This window comes from Bordetella sp., from assembly GCF_057362025.1.
The window spans coordinates 1-21,943 of sequence record NZ_JBMQQZ010000103.1; the positions used below are offsets into that span (position 1 = coordinate 1).

23 protein-coding genes are annotated in these 21,943 nt (G+C 66.2%); 11 read left to right on the forward strand and 12 right to left on the reverse strand.

The genetic code is table 11. The annotated features are described in order from the left end of the window. The coding region (gene argC / locus ACO1P8_RS23460) for an N-acetyl-gamma-glutamyl-phosphate reductase (protein ID WP_486298249.1) at positions 1-655 on the forward strand (655 nt) is incomplete at its 5' end. Positions 656-832: 177 nt separating this feature from the next. Beyond that, positions 833-1,756, forward strand: coding sequence for an alpha/beta fold hydrolase (locus ACO1P8_RS23465; RefSeq protein WP_486298250.1), 924 nt, complete (start codon positions 833-835; stop codon positions 1,754-1,756). A gap of 303 nt (positions 1,757-2,059) precedes the next feature. Here the strand turns inward: ACO1P8_RS23465 and ACO1P8_RS23470 are convergent, their stop codons facing one another. The 3 genes from ACO1P8_RS23470 to ACO1P8_RS23480 form a co-directional block, all read right to left on the reverse strand. Continuing rightward, a complete protein-coding gene (locus tag ACO1P8_RS23470) occupies positions 2,060-3,526 on the reverse strand; it encodes a 3-deoxy-D-arabino-heptulosonate 7-phosphate synthase (protein WP_486298251.1) in 1,467 nt (488 codons plus the stop codon). Between the two features lie 90 nt (positions 3,527-3,616). After that, complete coding sequence (locus ACO1P8_RS23475; RefSeq protein ID WP_486298252.1) at positions 3,617-4,825, reverse strand: MFS transporter; 1,209 nt, start codon at positions 4,823-4,825, stop codon at positions 3,617-3,619. Continuing rightward, positions 4,822-5,580 (reverse strand): SDR family oxidoreductase, encoded by a 759-nt coding sequence (locus tag ACO1P8_RS23480; RefSeq protein WP_486298253.1) that lies wholly within the window; start codon positions 5,578-5,580, stop codon positions 4,822-4,824. Before ACO1P8_RS23480 ends, ACO1P8_RS23475 begins: the two co-directional genes overlap by 4 nt. 193 nt (positions 5,581-5,773) lie before the next feature. Between ACO1P8_RS23480 and ACO1P8_RS23485 the strand changes: the two genes are divergently transcribed. From ACO1P8_RS23485 to ACO1P8_RS23500, 4 genes are all read left to right on the forward strand, one after another. Further along, the gene (locus ACO1P8_RS23485; protein WP_486298254.1) at positions 5,774-6,721 is read left to right on the forward strand and encodes a GlxA family transcriptional regulator; all 948 of its coding nucleotides are present in this window, start codon (positions 5,774-5,776) and stop codon (positions 6,719-6,721) included. 254 nt (positions 6,722-6,975) lie between these two features. After that, positions 6,976-7,842: an SDR family oxidoreductase gene (locus tag ACO1P8_RS23490; protein WP_486298255.1), complete on the forward strand. Its 867-nt coding sequence runs from the start codon at positions 6,976-6,978 to the stop codon at positions 7,840-7,842. A gap of 110 nt (positions 7,843-7,952) precedes the next feature. Further along, a complete protein-coding gene (locus tag ACO1P8_RS23495) occupies positions 7,953-8,531 on the forward strand; it encodes a TetR/AcrR family transcriptional regulator (protein ID WP_486298256.1) in 579 nt (192 codons plus the stop codon). 103 nt (positions 8,532-8,634) lie between these two features. Continuing rightward, positions 8,635-9,510, forward strand: coding sequence for an SDR family NAD(P)-dependent oxidoreductase (locus ACO1P8_RS23500; protein WP_486298257.1), 876 nt, complete (start codon positions 8,635-8,637; stop codon positions 9,508-9,510). A 93-nt stretch (positions 9,511-9,603) separates the two neighbouring features. Here ACO1P8_RS23500 and ACO1P8_RS23505 read toward each other — a convergent pair whose 3' ends face one another. Further along, the gene (locus tag ACO1P8_RS23505; protein ID WP_486298258.1) at positions 9,604-10,473 is read right to left on the reverse strand and encodes an aldo/keto reductase family oxidoreductase; all 870 of its coding nucleotides are present in this window, start codon (positions 10,471-10,473) and stop codon (positions 9,604-9,606) included. A 113-nt stretch (positions 10,474-10,586) separates the two neighbouring features. Here ACO1P8_RS23505 and ACO1P8_RS23510 point away from each other — a divergent pair, with 113 nt between their 5' ends. Further along, positions 10,587-11,504 carry a LysR family transcriptional regulator gene (locus tag ACO1P8_RS23510; RefSeq protein ID WP_486298259.1) on the forward strand — a complete coding sequence of 306 codons (918 nt, stop codon included), beginning with the start codon at positions 10,587-10,589 and terminating at the stop codon, positions 11,502-11,504. Between the two features lie 33 nt (positions 11,505-11,537). Here ACO1P8_RS23510 and ACO1P8_RS23515 read toward each other — a convergent pair whose 3' ends face one another. After that, a complete protein-coding gene (locus ACO1P8_RS23515) occupies positions 11,538-11,750 on the reverse strand; it encodes a hypothetical protein (protein WP_486298260.1) in 213 nt (70 codons plus the stop codon). A 183-nt stretch (positions 11,751-11,933) separates the two neighbouring features. Further along, a complete protein-coding gene (locus tag ACO1P8_RS23520) occupies positions 11,934-12,863 on the reverse strand; it encodes a LysR family transcriptional regulator (RefSeq protein WP_486298261.1) in 930 nt (309 codons plus the stop codon). 150 nt (positions 12,864-13,013) lie between these two features. Here ACO1P8_RS23520 and ACO1P8_RS23525 point away from each other — a divergent pair, with 150 nt between their 5' ends. After that, a complete protein-coding gene (locus ACO1P8_RS23525; protein ID WP_486298332.1) occupies positions 13,014-14,300 on the forward strand; it encodes a YbfB/YjiJ family MFS transporter in 1,287 nt (428 codons plus the stop codon). A gap of 56 nt (positions 14,301-14,356) precedes the next feature. Here ACO1P8_RS23525 and ACO1P8_RS23530 read toward each other — a convergent pair whose 3' ends face one another. Next, positions 14,357-15,583, reverse strand: a complete 1,227-nt coding sequence (locus tag ACO1P8_RS23530) for an FAD-dependent monooxygenase (protein ID WP_486298262.1) — start codon at positions 15,581-15,583, stop codon at positions 14,357-14,359. A 128-nt stretch (positions 15,584-15,711) separates the two neighbouring features. Between ACO1P8_RS23530 and ACO1P8_RS23535 the strand changes: the two genes are divergently transcribed. Then, on the forward strand, positions 15,712-16,614 hold the full coding sequence (locus ACO1P8_RS23535) for a LysR family transcriptional regulator (RefSeq protein WP_486298263.1): 903 nt from the start codon (positions 15,712-15,714) through the stop codon (positions 16,612-16,614). Between the two features lie 87 nt (positions 16,615-16,701). On the opposite strand, the gene ACO1P8_RS23540 is transcribed toward ACO1P8_RS23535, so the two are convergent. Next, positions 16,702-17,484 (reverse strand): AraC family transcriptional regulator, encoded by a 783-nt coding sequence (locus tag ACO1P8_RS23540; protein ID WP_486298264.1) that lies wholly within the window; start codon positions 17,482-17,484, stop codon positions 16,702-16,704. Between the two features lie 121 nt (positions 17,485-17,605). Here ACO1P8_RS23540 and ACO1P8_RS23545 point away from each other — a divergent pair, with 121 nt between their 5' ends. Continuing rightward, positions 17,606-18,811: an MFS transporter gene (locus ACO1P8_RS23545; RefSeq protein ID WP_486298265.1), complete on the forward strand. Its 1,206-nt coding sequence runs from the start codon at positions 17,606-17,608 to the stop codon at positions 18,809-18,811. 18 nt (positions 18,812-18,829) lie between these two features. Here the strand turns inward: ACO1P8_RS23545 and msrA are convergent, their stop codons facing one another. Both msrA and msrB read right to left on the reverse strand, forming a co-directional pair. Then, a complete protein-coding gene (gene msrA / locus ACO1P8_RS23550; RefSeq protein WP_486298266.1) occupies positions 18,830-19,348 on the reverse strand; it encodes a peptide-methionine (S)-S-oxide reductase MsrA in 519 nt (172 codons plus the stop codon). After that, positions 19,345-19,794, reverse strand: a complete 450-nt coding sequence (gene msrB / locus ACO1P8_RS23555) for a peptide-methionine (R)-S-oxide reductase MsrB (RefSeq protein WP_486298267.1) — start codon at positions 19,792-19,794, stop codon at positions 19,345-19,347. The genes msrA and msrB overlap by 4 nt, the downstream gene beginning before the upstream one ends. Before the next feature lie 341 nt (positions 19,795-20,135). On the opposite strand from msrB, the gene ACO1P8_RS23560 reads away from it, so the two are divergent. Further along, on the forward strand, positions 20,136-20,960 hold the full coding sequence (locus ACO1P8_RS23560) for an alpha/beta fold hydrolase (RefSeq protein WP_094842544.1): 825 nt from the start codon (positions 20,136-20,138) through the stop codon (positions 20,958-20,960). Positions 20,961-21,020: 60 nt separating this feature from the next. On the opposite strand, the gene ACO1P8_RS23565 is transcribed toward ACO1P8_RS23560, so the two are convergent. Together ACO1P8_RS23565 and ACO1P8_RS23570 are read right to left on the reverse strand one after the other, a co-directional pair. Further along, positions 21,021-21,596 (reverse strand): DNA-3-methyladenine glycosylase I, encoded by a 576-nt coding sequence (locus tag ACO1P8_RS23565; RefSeq protein ID WP_486298268.1) that lies wholly within the window; start codon positions 21,594-21,596, stop codon positions 21,021-21,023. 76 nt (positions 21,597-21,672) lie between these two features. Next, positions 21,673-21,915 carry a hypothetical protein gene (locus ACO1P8_RS23570; RefSeq protein ID WP_486298269.1) on the reverse strand — a complete coding sequence of 81 codons (243 nt, stop codon included), beginning with the start codon at positions 21,913-21,915 and terminating at the stop codon, positions 21,673-21,675. Positions 21,916-21,943 lie beyond the last annotated feature (28 nt).

The window sequence follows — 21,943 nt, forward strand, 5'->3', positions numbered from 1 at the left end:
CTATGGGTTTCCGGAGATGGCTGCGGGACAGGCGCGGCGCATCGCCCAGGCGGCGCGTGTCACCAATCCAGGCTGCTACCCGACCGGGGCGATCGCCCTGCTGCGGCCGTTGGTGCAGGCCGGCCTGTTGCCCCGCGACTATCCGGTGGCCGTTTCGGCGATCTCCGGATACTCGGGCGGGGGAAGGGCGGCGATCGAGGCCCACGAGGCAGGCGCATCGCCGTCCGTGGCGCCTTCCCAGGTGTATGGATTGGCACTGGAGCACAAGCACACGCCAGAGATGCAACTGCATGCGGATCTGGAGCACCGGCCCTTCTTCGTGCCGGCCTATGGCGCGTATCGGCAGGGGATCGTGCTGACGGTACCCATCGAGTTGCGCCTGCTGCCGGCCGGCGTCGACGGCGAACGATTGCACGCCTGCCTGGCGAGCCGGTATTCCGGCGAGGCCCATGTCCAGGTGATGCCGCTGGCGCAGGCCGAGGCGACGACGCATCTCGATCCCCAGGCATTGAATGGAACCAACGACCTCAGGTTGGCCGTGTTCGTCAACGCCCGGCGTGGGCAGGTGCTGCTGGCCGCCATCTTCGACAACCTGGGCAAGGGCGCATCCGGTGCCGCCGTGCAAAACCTGGATTTGATGCTGGGTGACGCATGAGGGGGGTTTGGCGGCGGCATCCATCGACGGGATCGATCATTCACCGCGATATTTTTCATTTCCGGCCATCGTCATTCGTCTATAGCCTTACGTCGCCGCCCATTCCGACGGCGATCGCCATAAGGCGATGCCGTGACCTTCGATGCGGCGCACTGGACAACGATAAAGGAGACAACGATGGCACCGGACAATCTGGCGCGCCGCCGCATGCTGAAGCAATCCTGCGCCGCGTTGGCGGCGTGCGCGACCGCGCCCGTCGCATGGGCGGGGCAGACAGGCGATAGCGCGCGACCGCGCATGATTCGCTCCGCGGCCAGCGACGGTGTCGCCCTTGCCGTGTTCGAAGCCGGCAATCGCGCCGGCCCGCCCATCGTATTCGTCCATGGATTCTCGCAAAGCCACGAAAGCTGGGACAGGCAATGGCATGATCCCCTATTGCTTCGCGATTTCCATCTCGTGGCGTATGACTTGCGCGGCCATGGGCAGTCGGATAAGCCGCTGGTGCCGGAAGCCTACCGCGATCCGCGAAGATGGGCGGACGATCTGCATACCGTGATCCATGCAACATGCCGTGCCAAGCCATCGGTGGTGGCATGGTCCTATGGAGGACGGGTCATCAACGACTACCTGGGCGTCTACGGCGACGGAGAACTGCACGCGATCAACTACGTGGCGGCGACTTCCACCGGCGACCGCGCCACGCTGGGACGTTCCTATGCGCTGCTCATCGACATGCTGTCGGATGACCCGGCCACCGCGCAACGCGGCACGGAAGCCTTCCTGCGCGCGTGTTTCGAACATCAGCCCTCGGCGGCCGCGATGGCCGAGATGGTGCGCTTCAACAATGAGACGCCGGTTGCCGTGCGTAAGCTGCTGGGCGGCCGTCCGGCGCAATACGATGATGTCCTGCAGCAGGTCCGGATCCCTGTCCTGGTCACTCACGGCGAGCAGGACCAGATCTCCGCGGTTGCAATGAGCCGGCATACCGCCTCGAAAATCGCGCAGGCGCGGCTTTCGCTGTACCAGGGAGTGGGCCATGCCACTTTCTACGAGGATGCACCGCGCTTCAACGGCGAACTGGTCTCACTCGCGCGCGAGTAGCAAAACCGCATCCGCCATTCTGGTTGCCATTTAAAACCGATGCGTCTTCGATCCATCCGGTTTTGTTTTTGCAACTGGTATGGGGATCAGGAGCAGCGTGTCTTCATTACGGTGCGCCAGTGCCGACGGTCACTTATGCCCATGCCGGCTGGCCTGGGGTATGTGCCTTGGGCGCCGCGGTGAGCCTATCCGCCTTGGTGTTCTGGGCGGCGTCGCGCCGCGCGATGCCGGTGGATAGCCGGTGACGGGCCCTTGCGTCATCGCCTGGGGATGCGTCGGCTTCCACGCGCGGAGGCGCCGGGTCTAGGGACCCACGGGCAGTGCGTCGATCGCCGCTCCCAGATCCGCGACATGGACCATCAATGCGCGGGCGCGGCGCAGGGTCTGGTACTGGTGCAGCACGGCATGCCACCGGGGCGAGCTCAGCAATGCTTGCCAGACCGGGATCAGTTGCAGCGCGTCCACCGGCTGGTTTTGCGCCAGCCGGCTGGCGTAGTCCAGGCTCGCCGGCGCGGACAGCAGTTGCATGCGGCTGGCGGCGCTGAGCAGCCGTGGCGCCGCATCCGCGGGCATGTCACAGCAATAGAGCACCGGCGTGCCGATATCGTCCGCATCCGCGTCCGCATCGAGCGTTCGCAGCGAGGCGCCGCGCAGGCACAGGACGCCTTGTTGCGTCGTGAAGGGATACAGGGTGTTGGCATCGGCCCCCGCAAGCAGGCGCAGGCCGCGCAACAGGCGAGGAAAGTCCGTGGCCGCGGCGTCGATGGACGCCTTCGCCTCTACCAGCAGGCATACGTCCCATGCTGCCCCCGCATCGGCGTTGCCGGCGGCGGACGCCGTGCCGCAACCGTCGGCGGTTTGCGCGACGGATCCAGGCATTCGCGCGATGGGCGCCGCGCGTCGCAGCAGCACGGCGTCCCATTCCGTCTTGGCGCGATCGGCGCTGCCCGGAATCGAGGCCGGCACGCACATGGACGTGACGACCCGGTAGGCGTCGGCGCCTGGGGCGGCGTTAAGGCGCCGGGCCAGCCTATGCAGCGCTTGTGCGGCCGCTGCCTCGACCGCCGCGCCGCGCTGCTGCGTGGTTCGGCCCTGTTCGATGGCCGCGGCGCTGCCCGCGCGCGGACCGTTGCGGTCCAGCAGCGCCCGGTGTTGGCGCACCAGGTCGTCCGATGCCAGCGCTTCGAGGCGCTGCAACCGTTGCAGCGCCGGACTGTCGAGCAGCCTGGCCAAGCCGCGTTGCAGCCGGGCATCCGGCACGGTGTCGGCGGCGAGCATCAGTTGCCGGGCAGCGGCGGCCAGCGCAGTCCATGACGCCGAAGACGCGAGCCCGTGCAGGCGCGCCAGTGGCGCGGGCAGCGGGGCTGTCTGCCGTCCTTTTCCCGGATGGGCGACGGCATCGACGGTGGAGCGTACCCGCCGGCGATCGCTATCGGCGTGGGCCGATAGCGATGCGTATTCGCGCACGTGCGCAACGCGGTGGCGGAGCACCATGGCTTGAAAGGCAGGGTCGCCGTGCTCCGCGCGCATGGCGTCGCGGATCAGGCGCGCCAGCGCCTGCACGAAAAGGTGTTGCTGCGCCATATCCGGCGCGTCGCCTTGAGCTTGAGCCGCGCGGGCGCGATCGATCGTCACGGCCAGCATCGCCGCCGGATTGGCTGCCAGGGTCTCCGCCGAAGCCGTGGCCATCGCGGCCACGCGGTAAGGCCGGGCAACGGTGCGCAGCACCTGCCCTAGCAAGGCGGGGCGGAGTGATGGAGGGCAGGACATATCGGCCGTGGCCCCGGCTTGCGGCATTGCGGGCGGCCGGGTAGGGGGTTGGACGATATGCAGTGTAGCGGCGATGGGCGGCCGCCGATCCTACGGGACTTCCGCCAAAGGCCGCGGGATATGAGGGGCGGCCCCGGTCCTGCGGTCCAAGGCCAGTGCCAGGAATTCCGCCGCGCCCGCGAATACGCCTATCGCCGCGATGACGCCGCGGTCCAGGATGGCCGCTCCCACGGCGCTGCCGATGGAGAATCCCAGATACATCGTCGACGTGTTCAAGGCCAAGGCGACCGATGCCTGCGAGGCATCTCCGGCGGCGATCAGGCGTGCCATCTGGGCCGGGAAGAAAGCCCAGACCGTGAAGCCCCACAGCACCACGCCAACCAGTACCGGAATGAGCGCCGCCTTCGGCGCGAGCACGGCCGCGAGCGCAAGCAGCCAGAACGAAAGGGCGAGGACGACGAGCGACGCGCGCGCCACGCGCCTGGATCCGTAGCGGTCGTTCAGCGTGCCGCCCGCCGTGACGCCGAGCGCGGCGGCCAGCCCCCACAGAGAGACGGTCGCGTTGATGCCGGCCGCTTCGAATCCCAGGACATGCGCCAGATAAGGCGCGATATAAGGGTAGGCGGCGTAGGCGCCGATGGACCAGAACAGGCTGACGGCGAGCAGGCGCAGCACGGCCGGTTGTCGAACGACGGCCGCGCGCTGTGCCAGCGTCGCGACCGGGATCGCGGCGCCGGCGTCCCGCGCGACGCCCAGGCGGATACCGGCCATGGCAGTCAGGCTCATGACCCCGACGGCCAGGAAGGTCGCGCGCCACCCGAAGGCATGGCCCACCACCGCGCCCAGGGGCAAGCCCAGGGCGATGGCCAGTGTCATGCCGCCGCTGACGATCGCCAGCGCCCGCCCACGCTTGTACGGCGGGACGATGACCCCGGCGAGTGCATTCGCATTGGGCACGTAAAGACCGGAGGCCACCGCCATCAGGATGCGCGCGCCCATCAGTACGCCGAAATGCGGCGACCATGCCGCTACCAGGTTGCCCGCGGCGAACATCGCCATGGCGAAGAGCAGGGTATCGCGGCGTTTCAGGCGGGCGCTCAGCACCGTGGATATCGGCGAACTCAGGGACATCGTCAGCGTAAAGACGATGACCAGCAACGCCACTTCCGGGACGCTCATGCGGAAATCCGCCGCCATGGTGGACAGCAGCGGCGCGATCATGAACCCTTCGGTCCCGATGGCGAAGGTACCCAGCGCCAGGAACCAGGCTGGGGCCAGTGTTTCCGTGGCGGCTTTCATACCGGAATCGGGTTCTCAGCGATGCTTTGGTTGAACGCATGCACGAACGCGTGTTCGTTCACACCGGGGTTGTCGCGCATGCCGCGAATGGCGTCGACGAAAATTTCCGGTTGGTCGCCTGCCAGACCCTTCATCGTTTCGGCGATGAAGGCCTCCAGCGGCATCGCGCGCGGATCGCCGCTCTTTTTGATGAGATCGGTATCGACCCATGGCGGCGCGATTTCCTGCACCGTCACATTGGTATCCCGCAGCATGAAGCGTTGGGACAGTGCGTAGGAATGCAGCGCCGCCTTGGATGCCGAGTACACCGCATTGGTGGCGATGGGGACGTACGCCAGTACCGACGTGTTATGGATGATCGTCGCGCGCGGCTGCGCCTTCAAGTGTTCGATGAGCGCGGACGTCAGCCGGATCGGGCCCAGCAGGTTGGTATCGAGGATGCCGCGGGAAACCGCGTCGTCGATCAGGCCGGCAGGGTTGTCGAACGGCATGATGCCCGCGTTGTTGATCAGGACATCCAGGGCCGGGTAGTCCGCGACCAGTCTGGCCGCCACGTGGAGGATGTCCTTCGGATCGGAAATATCCAGCTCCACGCCGTCGATTCCGGGATGGGTGGCAGCGATTTCATCGAGCAGGGCCTTGCGCCGGCCGGCCACGATGACTTTATTGCCCAATGCGTGGAAGGCTTGCGCCAGGGCGCGGCCGATTCCGGAGGTGCCGCCGGTGATGAGGATGGTGTTGCCGGTGAGTTTCATGTCGGGTTGCGTCATCGAGGATGTAAGCGCGGGGGACGTCCACGCGCCGTGCTATTGCGCCACTTTGATGCAAAACCGACGTATCTCAAATGTCGTTTATCCGTCATTTACAGACATTGCGGCCGATATTGACGTTTGACCGTTGGGAGTGGCGTGTATACACTCATCCGACATTTCAAGACAAGAGGGGCTCATGCGCCAGATCGGCTTGGTCCTGGAGGATGGATTCCAGGTAATGGGGCTATCCGCGTTGTCGGCATTCGAAATGGCGAATGCGCGGCTGGGTCACGAGGGTTATCGCATGACCTTCCTGTCCGAAAAAGGCGGCATGGTGCGTTCCACCATGAACGCCGGTATCGAGACCGTCGCGCTCGGCGTCATGCCCGATACGCTGCTGGTGGCCGGAGAGCTGCTGCCGGGCCCGGTGACGCCCGCGCTAAAGGCCTATATCGTGCGCGCCGCCCGGGAAGCACGGCGGCTCGCGGGACTCTGTACGGGCGCATTCGTCCTTGCCGAGGCCGGGGTGCTGGACGGGCGCACGGCCACCACGCACTGGGCGCATGCCCGTCGCCTGCGGGAACGCTATCCGCGCGTGCAGGTCGACGAGGATCGTATCTTCGTCCAGGATGGCAACATCTGGACTTCGGCCGGCATGTCCGCGGCGATCGATCTGGCCTTGGCGCTGATCGAGGACGATCACGGCGCCCCCCTGGCACGCGAGGTGGCCCGCCGGCTGGTCGTCTATCACCGGCGTCCCGGAGGCCAATCGCAGTTTTCCGCTCTGTTGGAATTGGAGCCGCGCTCGGACCGGATCAGGCGCGCATTGACCCACGCCAAGGAAAACCTGCGCAATCCCCTGACTGTCGAAGAGCTGGCGGATGCGGCGAGGCTGTCGCCGCGCCAATTCAGCCGTGTCTTTCGCGAGGAAACGGGGCAGTCTCCCGCCAAGGCGGTCGAGACGTTGCGGCTGGAGGCTGCGCGCGCCATGCTGGAGGACGGCCGTCATCCCATGGATATCGTGGCCCGCGATACCGGTTTCGCCGACCGCGACCGCATGCGGCGGGCGTTCATCAGGACATACGGACAAGCGCCGACCAGCTTCAGGCGCAGCTTGCGCCTGATGGGGGCCGATGCGGAGTGACTGAATCCATGGCCGCCGGGATGAGCCAGCGCGGCCGGTTTTTTTGGACCGTATCTTGGGCCAACCGGCGGACACGGTTTCGATGAAGTGCGAAGGGCTGTCGCCGGGCCTTGCCGAAGCATTGCAAATTTTGCTGCCCGCGCCTGAGCGGGCTGGCGGCGCGCGGATGCCCGGCAATACCGGGTCTGCGGGTTGCTGGGAAGGCTTGGTCGGGAGCCCCCCACGAATCCGAATTCGCCGCTTTGGAGATAGCCATGACCGATACGAAACGTCCCGCCCCGCCTTTTTCCGCCCAGCAGCAGGACCACACCCCCGGGCGCACCGCCGAGATGGCGCCGCAGCCCGATCACGGCGAGAAAACCTATCGCGGCTCGGGACGCCTGTCCGGCAAGGCTACCGTCATCACCGGAGGCGACAGCGGCATTGGCAGGGCCGTGGCCATCGCCTATGCCCGCGAAGGCGCCGATGTGCTGATCGCGTATCTCACCGAAGACGACGACGCACGCGAGACCGCGCGCTGGGTGGAGGAAGCCGGGCGCAAGGCGGTGCTGGTGCGCGGGGACATTACGGACCCGGCGCATTGCAAGGAAATCGTCGAGCGGGCCATGCGGGAGTTCGGCCGGCTCGATGTGCTGGTCAACAATGCGGCGTACCAGATGAGCTATCCGTCGCTGGAAGCGATCAGCGACGAGGAATGGAACAAGACCTTCGATACGAACATCGGTGCCATGTTCAGGATCACGCGTGCGGCGGTCTCTCATATGAAGCCCGGTGCGGCGATCGTCAATACGACCTCGATCAACGCGGACCGCCCGAATCCCGGCCTGATCGCCTACGCCGCGACCAAGGGCGCGATCCAGAACTTCACCGCCGGCCTGGCCCAGCTGCTGGCGGAGAAGGGCATCCGGGCGAACTGCGTCGCCCCGGGACCCATCTGGACACCGTTGATTCCGTCGACGATGCCGCCGGAAAAGGTCAAGGACTTCGGCAAGCAGGTTCCGATGAAGCGTCCCGGGCAACCTGCCGAGCTGGCGGCCGCCTATGTGATGCTGGCCTCCGACGAGGCCAGCTACATATCCGGCGCGACCATCGCGGTAACCGGCGGCGCGCCCATTATCTGAGAGGGAAAGCAGTGAGGCCGCGGGACGCGTCCGGGGCTTGCCGTCCACGGGGCTTGCCATCTCGTGCCTGTCTGTTTATGATTGAGTGTTCACTCATTTATGGAAGGCATATGGCACGCCCACGCAGCGAGGATAAGCGCGAGGCGATTCTGGCTGCGGCGGCACAGGCCCTCGCGGTGGACGGCGTTGCCGCGACGACGGCGCGTATCGCCAAGCTGGCTGGCGTCGCGGAAGGAACCGTGTTCACCTATTTCGCCAACAAGGACGCCTTGCTGAACGAGCTGTACGTGTCCCTGAAGGCCGGGCTGCGGGCGGCGATGATGACGGACTTTCCGCGCCGCGCCTCCCTGGCGCGCAGGGTTCGCCATGCATGGGATGCCTATCTGGACTGGGGCCTGGCCCACCCGGATGGCCGCCGCGCCTTGCGGCAGCTCGACGTAAGTGGCCGTATCGATGCGCAGCATCGTGCGGCCGGCGCGGAGGGATTCAGCGAAATCAGGACGATGCTGAGCGAACGGTCCCCCGACGCGAAAGCGTCGCCGACCGACGCGGCCAAGATATTCACGGGGGCGCTTTTCACCTCGCTGGCGGAGACGGCGATGGAATTCATCGCGCGCGATGCCGCCAATATCGACGTCTACCGCGACCGCGGGTTCAAGGCCTTGTGGGCCATATTGAAGGCGGACTGAAAAGGGGCGGGATCGGCTCGCATAGCGTTGCGGGCGAATTTTGCCTTTATAAATGAGTGAGTACTTAACCAATTAAATGACGGAATCGATCAAGGAGTCCGATATGTCCAAAGTCTGGCTGGTTACCGGTGCCGCGCGCGGCCTGGGGCGTTCCATCAGCGAAGCGGTGCTGGCCGCCGGCGACTGCGTTGTCGCGGGTGCCCGCGACCCCGCAACACTGTCCGATCTGGTGCAACGCCATGCGGATCGCATCCGTCCGGTTGCGCTCGATGTGAAGGACGCGCACGCCGCGCAGGCCGCGGTGGAGACTGCGCTGTCGGTCTACGGTCGACTCGATGTGCTGGTGAACAACGCGGGCTACGGCCACACTTTGCCCTTCGAGCAGATGACGGCGGAGGACTTTCGCGACCAGGTGGAAACGAACCTGTTCGGCGTGGTCAACCTGACCCGTGCGGCGCTACCTGCCATGCGGGCGCGGCGGCGCGGCCATATTTTCCAGGTGTCATCGGTGGGTGGGCGCACTTCGACGCCGGGGCTGTCGGCCTACCAGGCCGCGAAGTGGGCGGTCGGAGGGTTCAGCGACGTCGTGGCGAAGGAGGTTGCGCACCTGGGGATCAAGGTATGCACGCTGGAGCCAGGCGGGATGCGTACGGAGTGGGGCCGTACCGCCAGGACGCCGGAGGACAGCGTCTTGCCCGACTATGAACCATCGGTCGGTCGGGTGCTCGAACTGCTGGGCGGTTATATCGGAAAGGAACTGAGCGATCCGGCGAAGATCGCCGCTTTGTTGGTGGAGTTGTCCAACCGCGGGGACTTGCCCCTGCGCCTGCTGTTGGGCGGGGATGCGTTGTACGTCTGCGAGCAGGCCGAGGCGCAGCGCGAGCAGGAGCTGCGGGAATGGCGCGATACCACGCTATCCACGCATTTCCCGGATGCCAGGCTGCCGGAGGGCCTGGATGCGTTGAAGCGCCGCGCGTGATATGCGCGGTGCCCATTGCCGGACTTGTCTTCGGCTTTCCACAGCGACGCAGGCGTCCGCGAAATGATGCGGCCTGGCGGCGTTCGATGGACGTCACGCCGCCGCGATGCTGTCGAGCGCATGCATGGCATCGTCCGGCAGCCGTATGCCGCCGGCGGCAAGGTTTTCCTTCAGATGCGCCGGCGACGATGTGCCCGGTATCAGGAGGATGTTCGGTGAACGCCGCAGCAGCCAGGCCAGGGCGACCTGGAAGGGCGTCAGATCCAGCCGCTGCGCGACATCGGACAGCGTGGACGATTGCAAGGGGCTGAAGCCACCGAGCGGGAAAAAGGGAACATAAGCGATGCCGGCGGCGTTCAGTTCGTCGATCAGGGCATCGTCATCCCGGTGCGCGACGTTGTAGTTGTTCTGAACGCAGACGATGTCGCAGATGCGGCGTCCTTCCTCGACCTGCGCGGCGGTGACATTGCTCAGCCCGATGTGGCGCACCAGGCCCTGCTGCTGCAGCGCCGCGAGCGGAGCGAGCAACGGTTCGATCGTCCCTTCCGCGGGGACGTGCGTGTCGAACATAATGCGCAGATTGACGACGTCCAGTACGTCCAGCCCCAGGTTGCGCAGGTTGTCGTGCACCGCCTGGGTCAGCTCCTGGGGCGTGAAGGCAGGCAGCCAGGCGCCGTCGTCGCCGCGGCGCGCGCCGATCTTGGTGACGATAACCAGATCGTCGGGATAGGGCGCGAGCGCTTCGCGGATCAGCTGGTTGGTGATATGCGGGCCATAGAAATCGCTGGTGTCGATATGGTCGACGCCGGATGCGACGGCTTCGCGCAGAACGGCCAAGGCGGCCTGGCGGTCCTTGGGCGGGCCGAATACGCCCGGTCCGGCAAGTTGCATCGCGCCGTACCCGACCCGCTTTACCTGGCGATGGCCGAGTGCATGGGTGCCGGCTTGATCGATGGAGGGCATGGTGCAGTCCTTTCGAGTGAACGAGGCCTTCACGATAGCCAGCTTCAGGCTGCGCGATAATCCCGTACAATCCGTACGGGCTGTGCGGAATTGCGAACAATGGCGGGCGATCGATGAAAGTGGACCTGAACGACTTGAACGCCTTTGTCGCGGTGGCGCGTGCCGGCGGATTTCGTGATGCCGCCCGGTCGAGCGGCACGAGCCCGTCGGGATTGAGCGAGGCGGTACGGCGCCTTGAGGCGCAGGTCGGGGTGCGGTTGCTCAACCGGACGACACGCAGCGTGGCGCCGACCGAAGCCGGCGCGGGCTTGCTCGCGCGGCTGTCGCCGGCCTTGAACGAAGTGCAGGCGGCGCTCGATACGGTCAACGGGTTCCGCGACAGGCCCGCCGGTACGCTAAGGCTGAACGTGCCGGTCAGCGTGGCGAGGCTGGTCTTGCCCGCCATCGTTCCGCCTTTCCTGGCCGCGTACCCGGAGATCGTCCTCGATATCGTCGCCGAGGAAAGCTTCGTCGATGTATTGGCCGCGGGTTGCGATGCCGGCATACGCTACGAAGAACGCCTGGAACAGGACATGATCGCGGTCCCCATCGGCCCCCGCGTCCAACGCTTCGCGGCGGCCGCCTCGCCTGGCTATCTGGATCGACATGGCCGACCCACGCATCCGCGCGAGCTGGTGCATCACGCCTGTTTGCGCGGCCGCTTCCCGAGCGGCGCCATGCCGCCATGGGAATTCGAGAGGAATGGCGAAGTGGTGCGTGTCGAGCCCACCGGGCCGCTCGTCGTGCGGATAGGCGGCGGGGTCGACCTGGCGGTGGACGCTGCGCTTGGCGGGACGGGCATCGTTTATCTGTTCGAGGATTGGCTGCGGCCGCTTTTGGATAGCGGTGCGTTGAAACCCGTCCTGGCGCCCTGGTGGCCGCGCTTTTCCGGGCCATTTCTTTATTATCCCGGTCGGCGCCTGATTCCCGCGCCATTGAAGGCTTTCGTGGATTTCATCAGGAGCCCGGCGGCGGCGAGCGCCTCGTCCTGATCTGCCGCGGCCGGAATGCCGCGGACGGGCGGATCAGGGGCGCAGCTTGCGGCGTTCGTTCTCGTAGGCGTCGTAGCTCATGGCGCTTTCCTCCATGCAACGCTGCCGATCCAGCATATCCGTTATCTGAACGCATTGGAATTGCCGCCGACCCTGGGCGACGTCGTACGCGTGCTTCCAGGTGCATGCGGTGGTCAGGATCAAGGCAATCAGGCCCATGGAAAACAATATCGAATTCAAACGCACGAGACTTCCTGAAGAGGGGGAACCAGGCGAGGGCCGCTCACGGCGAGGGCCGGGCGGGCAGGGCGGGATGAGTCACCGCCGGTCGGCATGGGTTCACGCAGGACGGTCTTGCGCCGGGGATTGCCGGCGTTGAATCAATGTCGGGCCCGGCGTGCGGGCGTGGGGCCACCGGTCGGGGCCGTCCTACGCACGCTTTCTGGGCGCCAGCGTCGAGATCGGCACGGGGGCCCTATCCTTTTCCGGCACGCGATGAAAGCGCCGCGCGATGTCCAGGAAGGCCGTTAAGGCGCTGGAGACGTAGCTGTCCGCGCGCCGGATGAACAGGGTTTCGGCGCGTGCCTGCTCGCGGGGCAGCCGGTGCATGGAAACGCGTCCGGCTTCGAACGCGGATTGCACCACGCCCCTGGGCAAGAGTGTCACACCCACGCCCGCGCCCGCGCAGCTGACAATGGCATCCAGGGACCCGAATTCCAGCGGGCGGGCGACGACAATGCCCATGCCAGCCAGCAATGTTTCCAGGCGCTGCCGATACGAGCAGCCGCGCTGGAAGACGATGGTTTTCAGATCCGCGACGTTGGCCAGATCCTTGATCGACCGTATGGCGGGGCTGGTGACCAGCACCAGTTCTTCCGTAAAGAGTCTTTCCTGGTGGATGTCCGGGTGATCGATCGGCCCGCTGACGAAGGCGCCGTCGAGCCGGCATTCCACGACGTCGCGCAGCAGCCCGGACGTGGTGCCGGTGCCCAGGGCCAGACGGACTTCCGGATACGCGCGGGCGAACTCGGTCAGCAACGGGGCCAGTCGGAGTGCCGTGGTGGTTTCCAGGCCGCCGAGTACCAGTGTGCCGGCGGGGGCGCCATCGTCCTTTGCCGCGGCCTGCGCTTCCGCGAGCAGCCTGGCGATGCGGCCGACGAAAGGCAGCATGCGCTGGCCTGCCGCGGTGATGGTGACCCCGCGCGCGTGGCGTTGAAACAAGGGGACACCGATTTCGTCCTCCAGCGCGCGGATGCGCGCGGTGACGTTGGATTGAACGGTGTGCAGCTCGCCGGCCGCCTTGTTCATGCTGCCGTGCCTGGCCACGGCGGGCAGCGTTTTGAGATCGGCGACGTCCATGGAATTTCCTGGGTGGAAGTACGTGCGCAAAGCGTAGCACCATATCATCAGGATCGATAGCCCATATCAAAATAAGTCGCTTCTGGAGATACCTTCGCAGGCGTAAGCTCTTATCATCGGAAGTGCGAGGACGACATCATGGACAGGGTCATGACGGACGAAGGCGGAGTCACCGATATGCGTGCGGTGGGGGCCCGGTGGGCCACATTGGCGGGTTTCTGCGCCAGCCTGGTCGGTATCGGGCTGGCGCGTTTCGCCTATACGCCCCTGTTGCCGGCCATTGTCGGTGCGCACTGGTTCGCCGCCTCGGTGGCTGCCTACCTGGGCGCGGCCAACCTGGCGGGCTATCTGGCCGGGGCCTTGCTGGGCCGGCCGATCGCGGCGCGCGTGCCGATCGCGATCACGCTGCGGACAATGATGCTGCTGGCAACTGCCGCGTTCTTCGCCTGTGCGTTCCCCGTTTCGTTCGGCTGGTTTTTCGCGTGGCGTTTTCTTTCCGGACTGGCGGGCGGCGCGCTGATGGTGCTGGCGGCGCCCACGGTCCTGCCGCTGGTGCCCGCCGCCCGGCGCGGTCTGGCCGGCGGCGTCATTTTCATGGGGGTAGGCATTGGCGTGGCGGCTTCGGGGACCCTGGTCCCGCTGCTGCTGCGCCAAAGCCTGCAGCATACCTGGCTGGGGCTGGGCGTGCTGTCGCTCGTCCTGACCGTCATCGCGTGGCGGGGTTGGCCCGACGGCGTCGAGGCCGGACGGGTGTCCGGGCCCGCCCAAGACGGCGGTCCCCAGGCGCGGACGACGTCCGCGCACGCCGATTCGCAGGGTCCGGCCACCGTTGCCGCGGCGCCGCGGCCGCGGCAGCACCGGGTGCCGCGCGTTCCGGCGCTGCGGGCCCTTTACGCGGAGTACGCGCTGAACGCAGCCGGTTGGGTGCCGCACATGATTTTCCTGGTGGATTACGTCGCGCGCGGATTGGGCCAGGGCTTGCAGGTAGGCGCCCAGTACTGGGTGCTGTTCGGTATCGGCGCGACAGTCGGGCCCGTGCTGGCGGGCGCGCTGGCCGATCGTATCGGCTTCGGCCGCGCGCTGCGGCTGGCCTTCACGCTACAGGCCGTGGGCGTGGTGATTCCCGCGCTGGGGCTGGGCACGGCCTGGTTGATGGCGTCCAGCGTGGTGGTGGGGGCATTCGTTACCGGGACGGTCCCGCTGGTGCTGGGTCGCGTGCATGAACTGCTGGCGCATCATCCTGCCCATCGTAATCCGGCCTGGCGCACGGCCACCGTGGCCTTCGCGCTGTTCCAGGCGGTCGCCGCCTACGCACTGTCTTTCGTTTTCAACCACACCGGCGGCGACTATGCCCTGCTTTTCACGATAGGCACGGCGTCCATGGTGCTGGCTTTGCTGATCGATCTGGTCTGGGCGAACCGGCGGCAGGATGCGTGAGGAGCCGACCGGCCCGCGCCGGCATTCGCGCCTGCGATCTGCGAGCGGGTACGGTGCTAGCGGGCTGGCTCGCGCACGGCGACCGTGTCGACGTCGTAGGTGAACAGCCATTCGTACCGTTCGCGCACTCGCTGCTCGTTCCACTCGCGTTCGACGTAGGCGGCGGCGCCCTCGGCGTGGGCCAGCGCGGGATTGTGGAAGCGGCGGGCGTTCTCGGCCGAGCCGCGCACGACGCGGGCCGTCCGTTCCTTGCGCAGATCTTCATAGCGGGCCAGCGCCAGGGCGGGGTCGCCCGGAAGTTCGGCCAGGCAGCGTGCCAGGATGTACCCATCCTCGATGGCCATCGCGGCCCCGGATGCGAGCATGGGCAGGGTGGGATGGCAGGCGTCCCCCAGGAGCGTGATACGGCCCTGGCGCCAGACGGGCAGCGGTTCGCGCAGCATCAGCGCCCATTTGAAGGGCTGGTCCAGCGCGCGAATCAGGGTATGGACATCGTCGTGCCAGCGGGCGAAGTCGGCCAGGCATTCCTCGACGGAACCCCGTTGGGTCCAGGACTCTACCTGCCAGTCGTCGCGTTCCAGGATACCGACGAAATTGACGAGTTCGCCGCGCCGCAGCGGATAGTGGATGACGTGGGCTCCCGGTCCCACCCAGTTCACCGCATAAGGTTCGCGCAGATGCGGCGGCAGCCTGCTGGCGGGGATAACGCCGCGCCAGGCCAGTGTCCCGGAAAATACCGCGTCGTCGGCGCCGAAGAGTTGCGCGCGGATGCGCGAATGCACGCCGTCCGCGCCCACCAGGACATTGCCCCGGCGGGTCCCGCCGCCGGCCAGCGTTGCGGTCACCGCATTGTCGTCCTGCCGCACCGATTCGACGCGAGCGTTCAGTTCGATGGCATCCGGGTCCAGCGAGCGGACGGCGTCGACCAGGGCGGCATGCAGATCGGCGCGATAGACCGTGAGATAGGGATAACCGTAGCGGGAGATCGATTCCGCTCCCAGGTCGAACAGCGGCCAGGTCTGTCCGCTGTTCCATAGCCGTATCCGCTTGCCCGCGGCGGTACTTGCCACGCTGCCCAGCGCTTGCGCCAATCCAAGCTGGAACAGCACGCGATTGGCGTTGGCGCTGAGCTGGAGACCGGCGCCCAGCTCGCGCAGCTGCGCGGCCTGTTCCAGCACGCGCACCTTGAATCCACGGCGCAGCAGCGCCAGGGTCGCCGTCAATCCGCCCAGGCCCGCCCCGGCGATCAGGATATCGGGATGGCTTGCACTATCGCTTTGCATGGGGAATTCCTTGTCCGGGTTGCACAGGCGGTATTTCAGCAAAACGGGGCTCAGAAGTGAATCTGCTTTATTCGCTCAGTTAACAACTAAAATTTGTCAATCGCCTTCGCGGCACTTCGGCCGATCCGATGAACTTCTCTTTGCGCCAGTTGCATGCCTTCGTCGCCGTGGCCCGCCACGCCAGTTTCACCAAAGCCGCGGAGCACTTGCACATTACCCAGTCCGGCTTGAGCGCCATGGTGCGCGAGCTGGAGGATCAACTGAACTGCCGTCTGTTCGAACGGACGACGCGCACCGTCCGCCTGACGCCGGCTGGCCGGCAGTTCATCCCGATCGTCGAACGTACCTTGCGCGATCTGGACGCGGCTGCCGCCGAGATGGCCAGCCTGGAACGGCCCGGCCGGTACCGTGCCCGCATCGGCGTCACACCGCTGATCGCCTGCAGCGTGATTCCGGAAGTACTGCGGCGCCTGCGCCGCGAGGTGCCGCAGGCCGATATCGACGTGGCCGACCTGGATCGTGCCCTGATACAAGGCCAGGTGGAAAGCGGCGAACTCGATGCGGGTTTCGGCGCATTTTTCAATCGCGTGTCCGGCATCCGGAGACGGGCGCTGTTCCAATGGCATCCCGTGCTTGCCGTGGCGCCCGGGACGCGGCGTTCCGCGGCCCCGATCGCCTGGGACGATATTCCCAGGCAGGGCCTGGTCTCGCTGCCGCGCGGCAATCCGATCCAGCAACTGGTCGATCGGAAGCTGCGGACGGTCCCTGGCGACGGCGCGAGCGGGCGCACGGTAACGCACCTGGAAACGGCGATGGCGCTGGTAGAGGCCGGCCTGGGGCAGGCCGTCGTGCCCTCGTTCGCGGCGCTGGCGGGTTCGCGATGGCGCGTGCGCTTCCTCCCGGTAACGCCGGGTGTCACGCTGGACTACTACTGCATTACGCGCGCCGGGCGACCGGCATCACCCCTGGTGGACCGGTTCGCCGCCGTATTCGCCGACGTCGCCCGTGACCGCATGGATGCGGGCGCCTGATGCCTGTGCGGCAAAAGGGCGCGGGCGCGTCGGCGTGCCGTATGGGCGCTGTCCGGGAACGATGCCCGCGCCGCTGCGGCGGGCGATTCAGCCGATGGACGCGAAGTATTTCGCCGGCGGTTTGCCCACGGCTTTCTTGAACATGGTGATAAACGCCGTGACCGACTCATAACCCAATTGTTCGGCCACCCGCTGGACGGTCTGGCCCGCGGCCAACTGGCGCAGGGCGATGATCAGGTGCAGTTGCTGGCGCCAGCGGCCGAAGGTCAGGCCGGTTTCCTGGCGAACCAGCCTGGCCAGCGATCGCTCGCTCATGGCGACCAGCCTGGCCCAGTCCGCGAGCGTGCGGCGGTCGGCGGGGCGATCGGAAAGCATCGTCGCGATCCTGCGCATGCGCGGTTCGTCGGAGGTCGGCACGTGCAGATGCTCCACCGGCATGGTGGCCAGCTCTTCCAGCAGCACGACGGCCTTGCGGCCGGTGGGGCTGTCCGCCGCGTAGTCCGATGGCTGTCCGGCCATGTCCAGGATCAGCGCCTGTACCAGCGGCGAAATCGCCAGGGTGCAGCAATCGGAAGGCAGGCATCCGGCGCCGGGCTGGACGTACAGATAGCAGATACGCGCATTGGCGGTGGCGCGGACCCTGTGGGGCATCATGCCGGGTACCCAAACTGCATACCGCGGGGGCACCATCCAGATGGCGCCGGCCACTTCACATGTCACGCCGCCTTTCAACGCCAGAATCAGTTGGCCCTGGCGATGCCGGTGCACGGGTATTTCGCTGCCGTAATCCGTGGTTTCCAGGCGTATGCCGATCACCGGGCCGGTGGCCCCATCCAGATTGAAGTCCTTGAACAGCGCGTCCAGCAGCATGGGGCAGACCAGTAGTGCAGATTGGCAGATTTTAGAGATTTGTTGGCATGGTATCTAAATTCATGCGCGTCCAGGAAGGGTAAGGTAGCGGGGTGTTGTTCATTGCCGTTGTTGATATTCCATGTCTTCGCAAACCCTACGCCTTCCCGTCGCCAGGCCGATCCTGCTTCTCGCCGGTCTGCTGCTGATCGCCTGCGTCCTGCGCGCGCCGGTCACGGGCGTCGCTCCCGTTCTGGATCTGATCCAGGCCACTTATGGGCTGACACGCGCCCAGGCCGGCCTGTTGACCACGCTGCCTCTGGTGGCCTTCGGCGTTATTTCGCCGTTCGCGGCCTCGCTGGCCCGCGCTTACGGGCTGGAACGCGCGCTGTTCGGCGCCTTGGTGCTTATCGTCGCCGGCATGGGGGTGCGCTGGGCGGGACCCTTGTGGGCCCTGTACGTGGGCACGGCGCTGATCGGGGCCGGAATCGCGGTTGCGAACGTACTCGTCCCCAGCCTGGTCAAGCGCGATTTTCCGGCCAGGGTGCCGACGGTCACCGGCATGTGCGCGCTGATGATGGGCGCGGTCGCTGCCGGCGCATCGGCGATCGCGGTGCCCCTTGCCGATGCCTATGGCTGGCGCGCCGTGCTGGGCGGCTTCATCGTGCTGCCGTTGCTCGCGCTGGCGATATGGCGTTCGCAGCTGGGCGCGCATACCGCGCCGGCCAAGGGCACCGCGGCCATGCCGCACGGCGGGCGCGTCTGGCATTCGGCGATTGCCTGGCAGGTGACGCTGTATATGGGGATCAACTCGCTGCTGTATTACGTGCTGGCGGGATGGCTGCCGGTCATCCTGACGGAGCAGGGTTTTACCGCCGCCGAGGCGGGCTCGATGCACGGCCTGATGCAGCTCTCGTGCGCCTTGCCCGGCCTGGTGCTGGGCGCGGTCGTCAGCCGCATGAAGAACCAGATATGGATTTCCGCCGCGATGGCCCTGGCCATTGGCGTTTCGTTATTGGGATTCATGTACGCGCCGGGCTGGTCGACGGTATGGGCGGCTCTGTTCGGCGCCGGTTCCGGCAGCGCGATCATCCTGTCGCTGATGTTCATGAGCCTGCGCGTGGCCAGCGTGCAGCAGGCCGCCGCGCTGTCGGGGATGGCCCAGGGGATAGGCTACCTGCTGGCCGCCTGCGGTCCCACGCTGGCCGGCAAGGCGCATGACGTGGCCGGCAACTGGCATACGGTGATGATGGGCGGCGTGGTGCTGGCCATGGTGATGGCGGTGTTCGGGGCGCTGGCCGGCCGCGCACGCCAAATGCCGGCTGGTCCCGCGCCAGCCCGGCACTAAGCCGGGCTGGCCGCCGCGTCAGCCGGCATTGACGGCTTGCGGGCGCCGGGGCAGCTTCCAGTTCGGCCGCACGAAATGGCAGGTATAGCCGTTCGGTATCCGTTCCAGATAGTCCTGGTGTTCCGGCTCGGCTTCCCAGAACGGGCCGGCCTCGGCCAATTCCGTCACCACTTTGCCGGGCCACAACCCCGATGCGTCGACATCCGCGATCGTGTCTTCGGCGATGCGCTTCTGTTCGGCATTGGTGTAGTAGATCGCCGAACGATAGCTCGTGCCGACGTCGTTGCCCTGGCGGTTGCGCGTGGTGGGATCGTGGATCTGGAAGAAGAACTCCAGCAGCTGTCGATAGCTGGTCTTTTCCGGATCGAAGACGATCTCGATCGCCTCCGCATGCGTGCCGTGATTGCGGTAGGTGGCGTTCGGCACATCGCCGCCGGTGTATCCGACCCGGGTGGAAATCACGCCGTCGAAGCGGCGGATGAGATCCTGCATCCCCCAGAAGCAACCCCCGGCGAGTACTGCGCGTTCGTGGTTCATTGAATGTCCTCCACTTGATCGAGATAGGCGCCATAGCCTTCCGCTTCCATTCGCTCTCGGGGAATGAAGCGCAGCGATGCCGAATTGATGCAGTAGCGCAAGCCGCCGCGGTCGCGCGGCCCGTCCGGAAACACGTGGCCGAGGTGGCTATCGCCATGGGTGGAACGGACTTCGGTCCGGATCATCCCATGCGTGGTGTCGCGCAATTCGTTGATGTTGGCCGGTTCGATGGGCTTGGTGAAACTGGGCCAGCCGCAACCGGATTCGTATTTGTCCGACGACGCGAACAGTGGTTCGCCGGAGACGATATCGACGTAGATGCCCGGTTCCTTGTTGTCCAGGTATTCGCCCGTGCCCGGCCGTTCGGTGGCGCTTTCCTGGGTAACCCGATATTGCTCGGGTGTGAGCCGGGAGATGGCTTCCGGGTCTTTGCGGTAGTCGGGCATGGTTCGCTCCTTGGAAACAGGGAAGGTCGATTAAATGGGGCGATTCGCGTCGTATTCAAGGTGTGCCATGCAGCGGTATCCATGGCAGCGGACGGCGTTGGCCGGGGCCAAGTATAAGAGGCGCAAGCGTCGCGTTCCCGCCGATGCGGGCTGCCATTGCCACTGCCTCTGCCGCCGCCGCGGCGCCGCCACCCGAGCGCCCGGCGCTATCCCGATGATTGACGTCGCCGTTCGGCGATAGACGCTCGCCGCGTTTGCGGTATACCCTGCAAGCGCCGGTCAGCGGGACCGGCTTATCCCACGCTGCGGCATTTTGACCTGACTCTTCGAAAGGATGCGCCATGAGCAAAATCAAGACGAAAGACGGCACCGAAATTTTCTACAAGGATTGGGGGACGGGACAGCCCATCGTTTTCCATCATGGTTGGCCGCTGAGCGCGGACGATTGGGACGCCCAGATGCTGTTCTTTCTGCACAAGGGCTATCGCGTGATCGCCCACGACCGTCGCGGCCATGGGCGTTCGTCGCAAACCGCGACCGGCCACGAGATGGACACCTATGCCGCCGACGTCGCCGAATTGGCCGCCGCGCTGGACCTGCGCGATGCCGTCCACATCGGCCACTCCACCGGTGGCGGCGAAGTGACCCGCTACGTGGCCCGTCATGGGAAGGGGCGGGTGGCCAAGGCGGTCCTGATAGGCGCGGTGCCGCCCGTCATGGTCAAAAGCGAGAAGAACCCCGGCGGCCTGCCGCTGGAGGTCTTCGACGGCTTTCGCGCGGCGCTGGCGGCGAATCGCGCGCAGTTTTTCCTGGATGTGCCGAGCGGGCCGTTCTATGGGTTCAACCGCGAGGGTGCCAAGGTCTCCGAAGGGGTGATCCGCAACTGGTGGCGCCAGGGCATGATGGGCGCCGCCAACGCCCACTTCGACTGCATCAAGGCTTTTTCGGAAACCGATTTCACCGAGGACCTCAAGCAGATCGACGTGCCCGTCCTGATCATGCACGGCGATGACGACCAGATCGTGCCCATCGCGGATTCGGCGCTGCTATCCGCCAAGCTGGTCAAGCACGGTACGCTGAAAGTCTACAAGGGCTATCCGCATGGCATGTGCACCACGCATGCCGATGTGATCAACGCGGACCTGCTTGCCTTCATCCAGGGATGATGACGCGGGCGCGCCCTGGCGAGGGCGCGCCTCGTTCGGCGCGCAGGCGACAGCCCCCGGCTAGCGCGATCGCGCTCCCGGCGAACGCCGGAAGCAATCGATGGCGTGATCGTTGACGATTCCCACGGCCTGCATCCATGCATAGACGATGGTCGGCCCGACGAACTTGAAGCCGCGCTGCTTCAGTTCCCTGGAAATCCGTTCGGAAAGCGGCGAGGTGGCAACCCAGGTCTTGCCGTCGTTCAGGATGGGTTGGCCATCGGTGAAGGACCAGCAGAAGTCGCTGAAACTCAGGCCCTTGTCCTGCATGTCCAGATAGATGCGCGCGCCGCCGATGGTGGCCTGGATCTTCGCGCGGGCCCGGATGATGCCCGGATTGCCCATGAGCCGCTCGATATCGCGCTCGCCGTAGCGCGCGACGATGGCGGGTTCGAAGCCCGCGAACGCCTCGCGGAAGGCGTCGCGCTTGCGCAGCACGGTGATCCACGATAGGCCGGCCTGGAAGCCTTCGAGCATCAGCATTTCCCAGAGCATGCGGCTGTCGCGTTGCGGCACGCCCCATTCCCTGTCGTGGTAGTCGCGCATCAGCGGATCGTCTTCGGCCCAGGCGCAGCGGTGCCGTCGGGTGGTGGTCATGGGGCAGGTCCGGTGAACGAATTGCGGCATTGTAGTGGTGGCCGTCCGCACCTGCCCGGCGCGAGAGACGATCGGATCAGCCCTTTGCCGGCGGGCGCTCCGCCAGGATGGCGTTGTCACGCCCGTTGATCATGAGGTCGCCGACCTGGGCGACGTCGGACGCGGCGATCTTGGACAGCAGATAAGCGACGATCCCGGCGGCGGAGGACGGCATCCAGTCCATGATGCCGTCCTGGGCAATCGGAGGGTGCAGGGGTTCCTGCTGTGCCGGCAGGGTTTGCGCATTGGGGTGGTTCTGCGCGGTAAGGGATAGGGTCACGGGAAAACTCCTGGGGTGAACGAGCGAG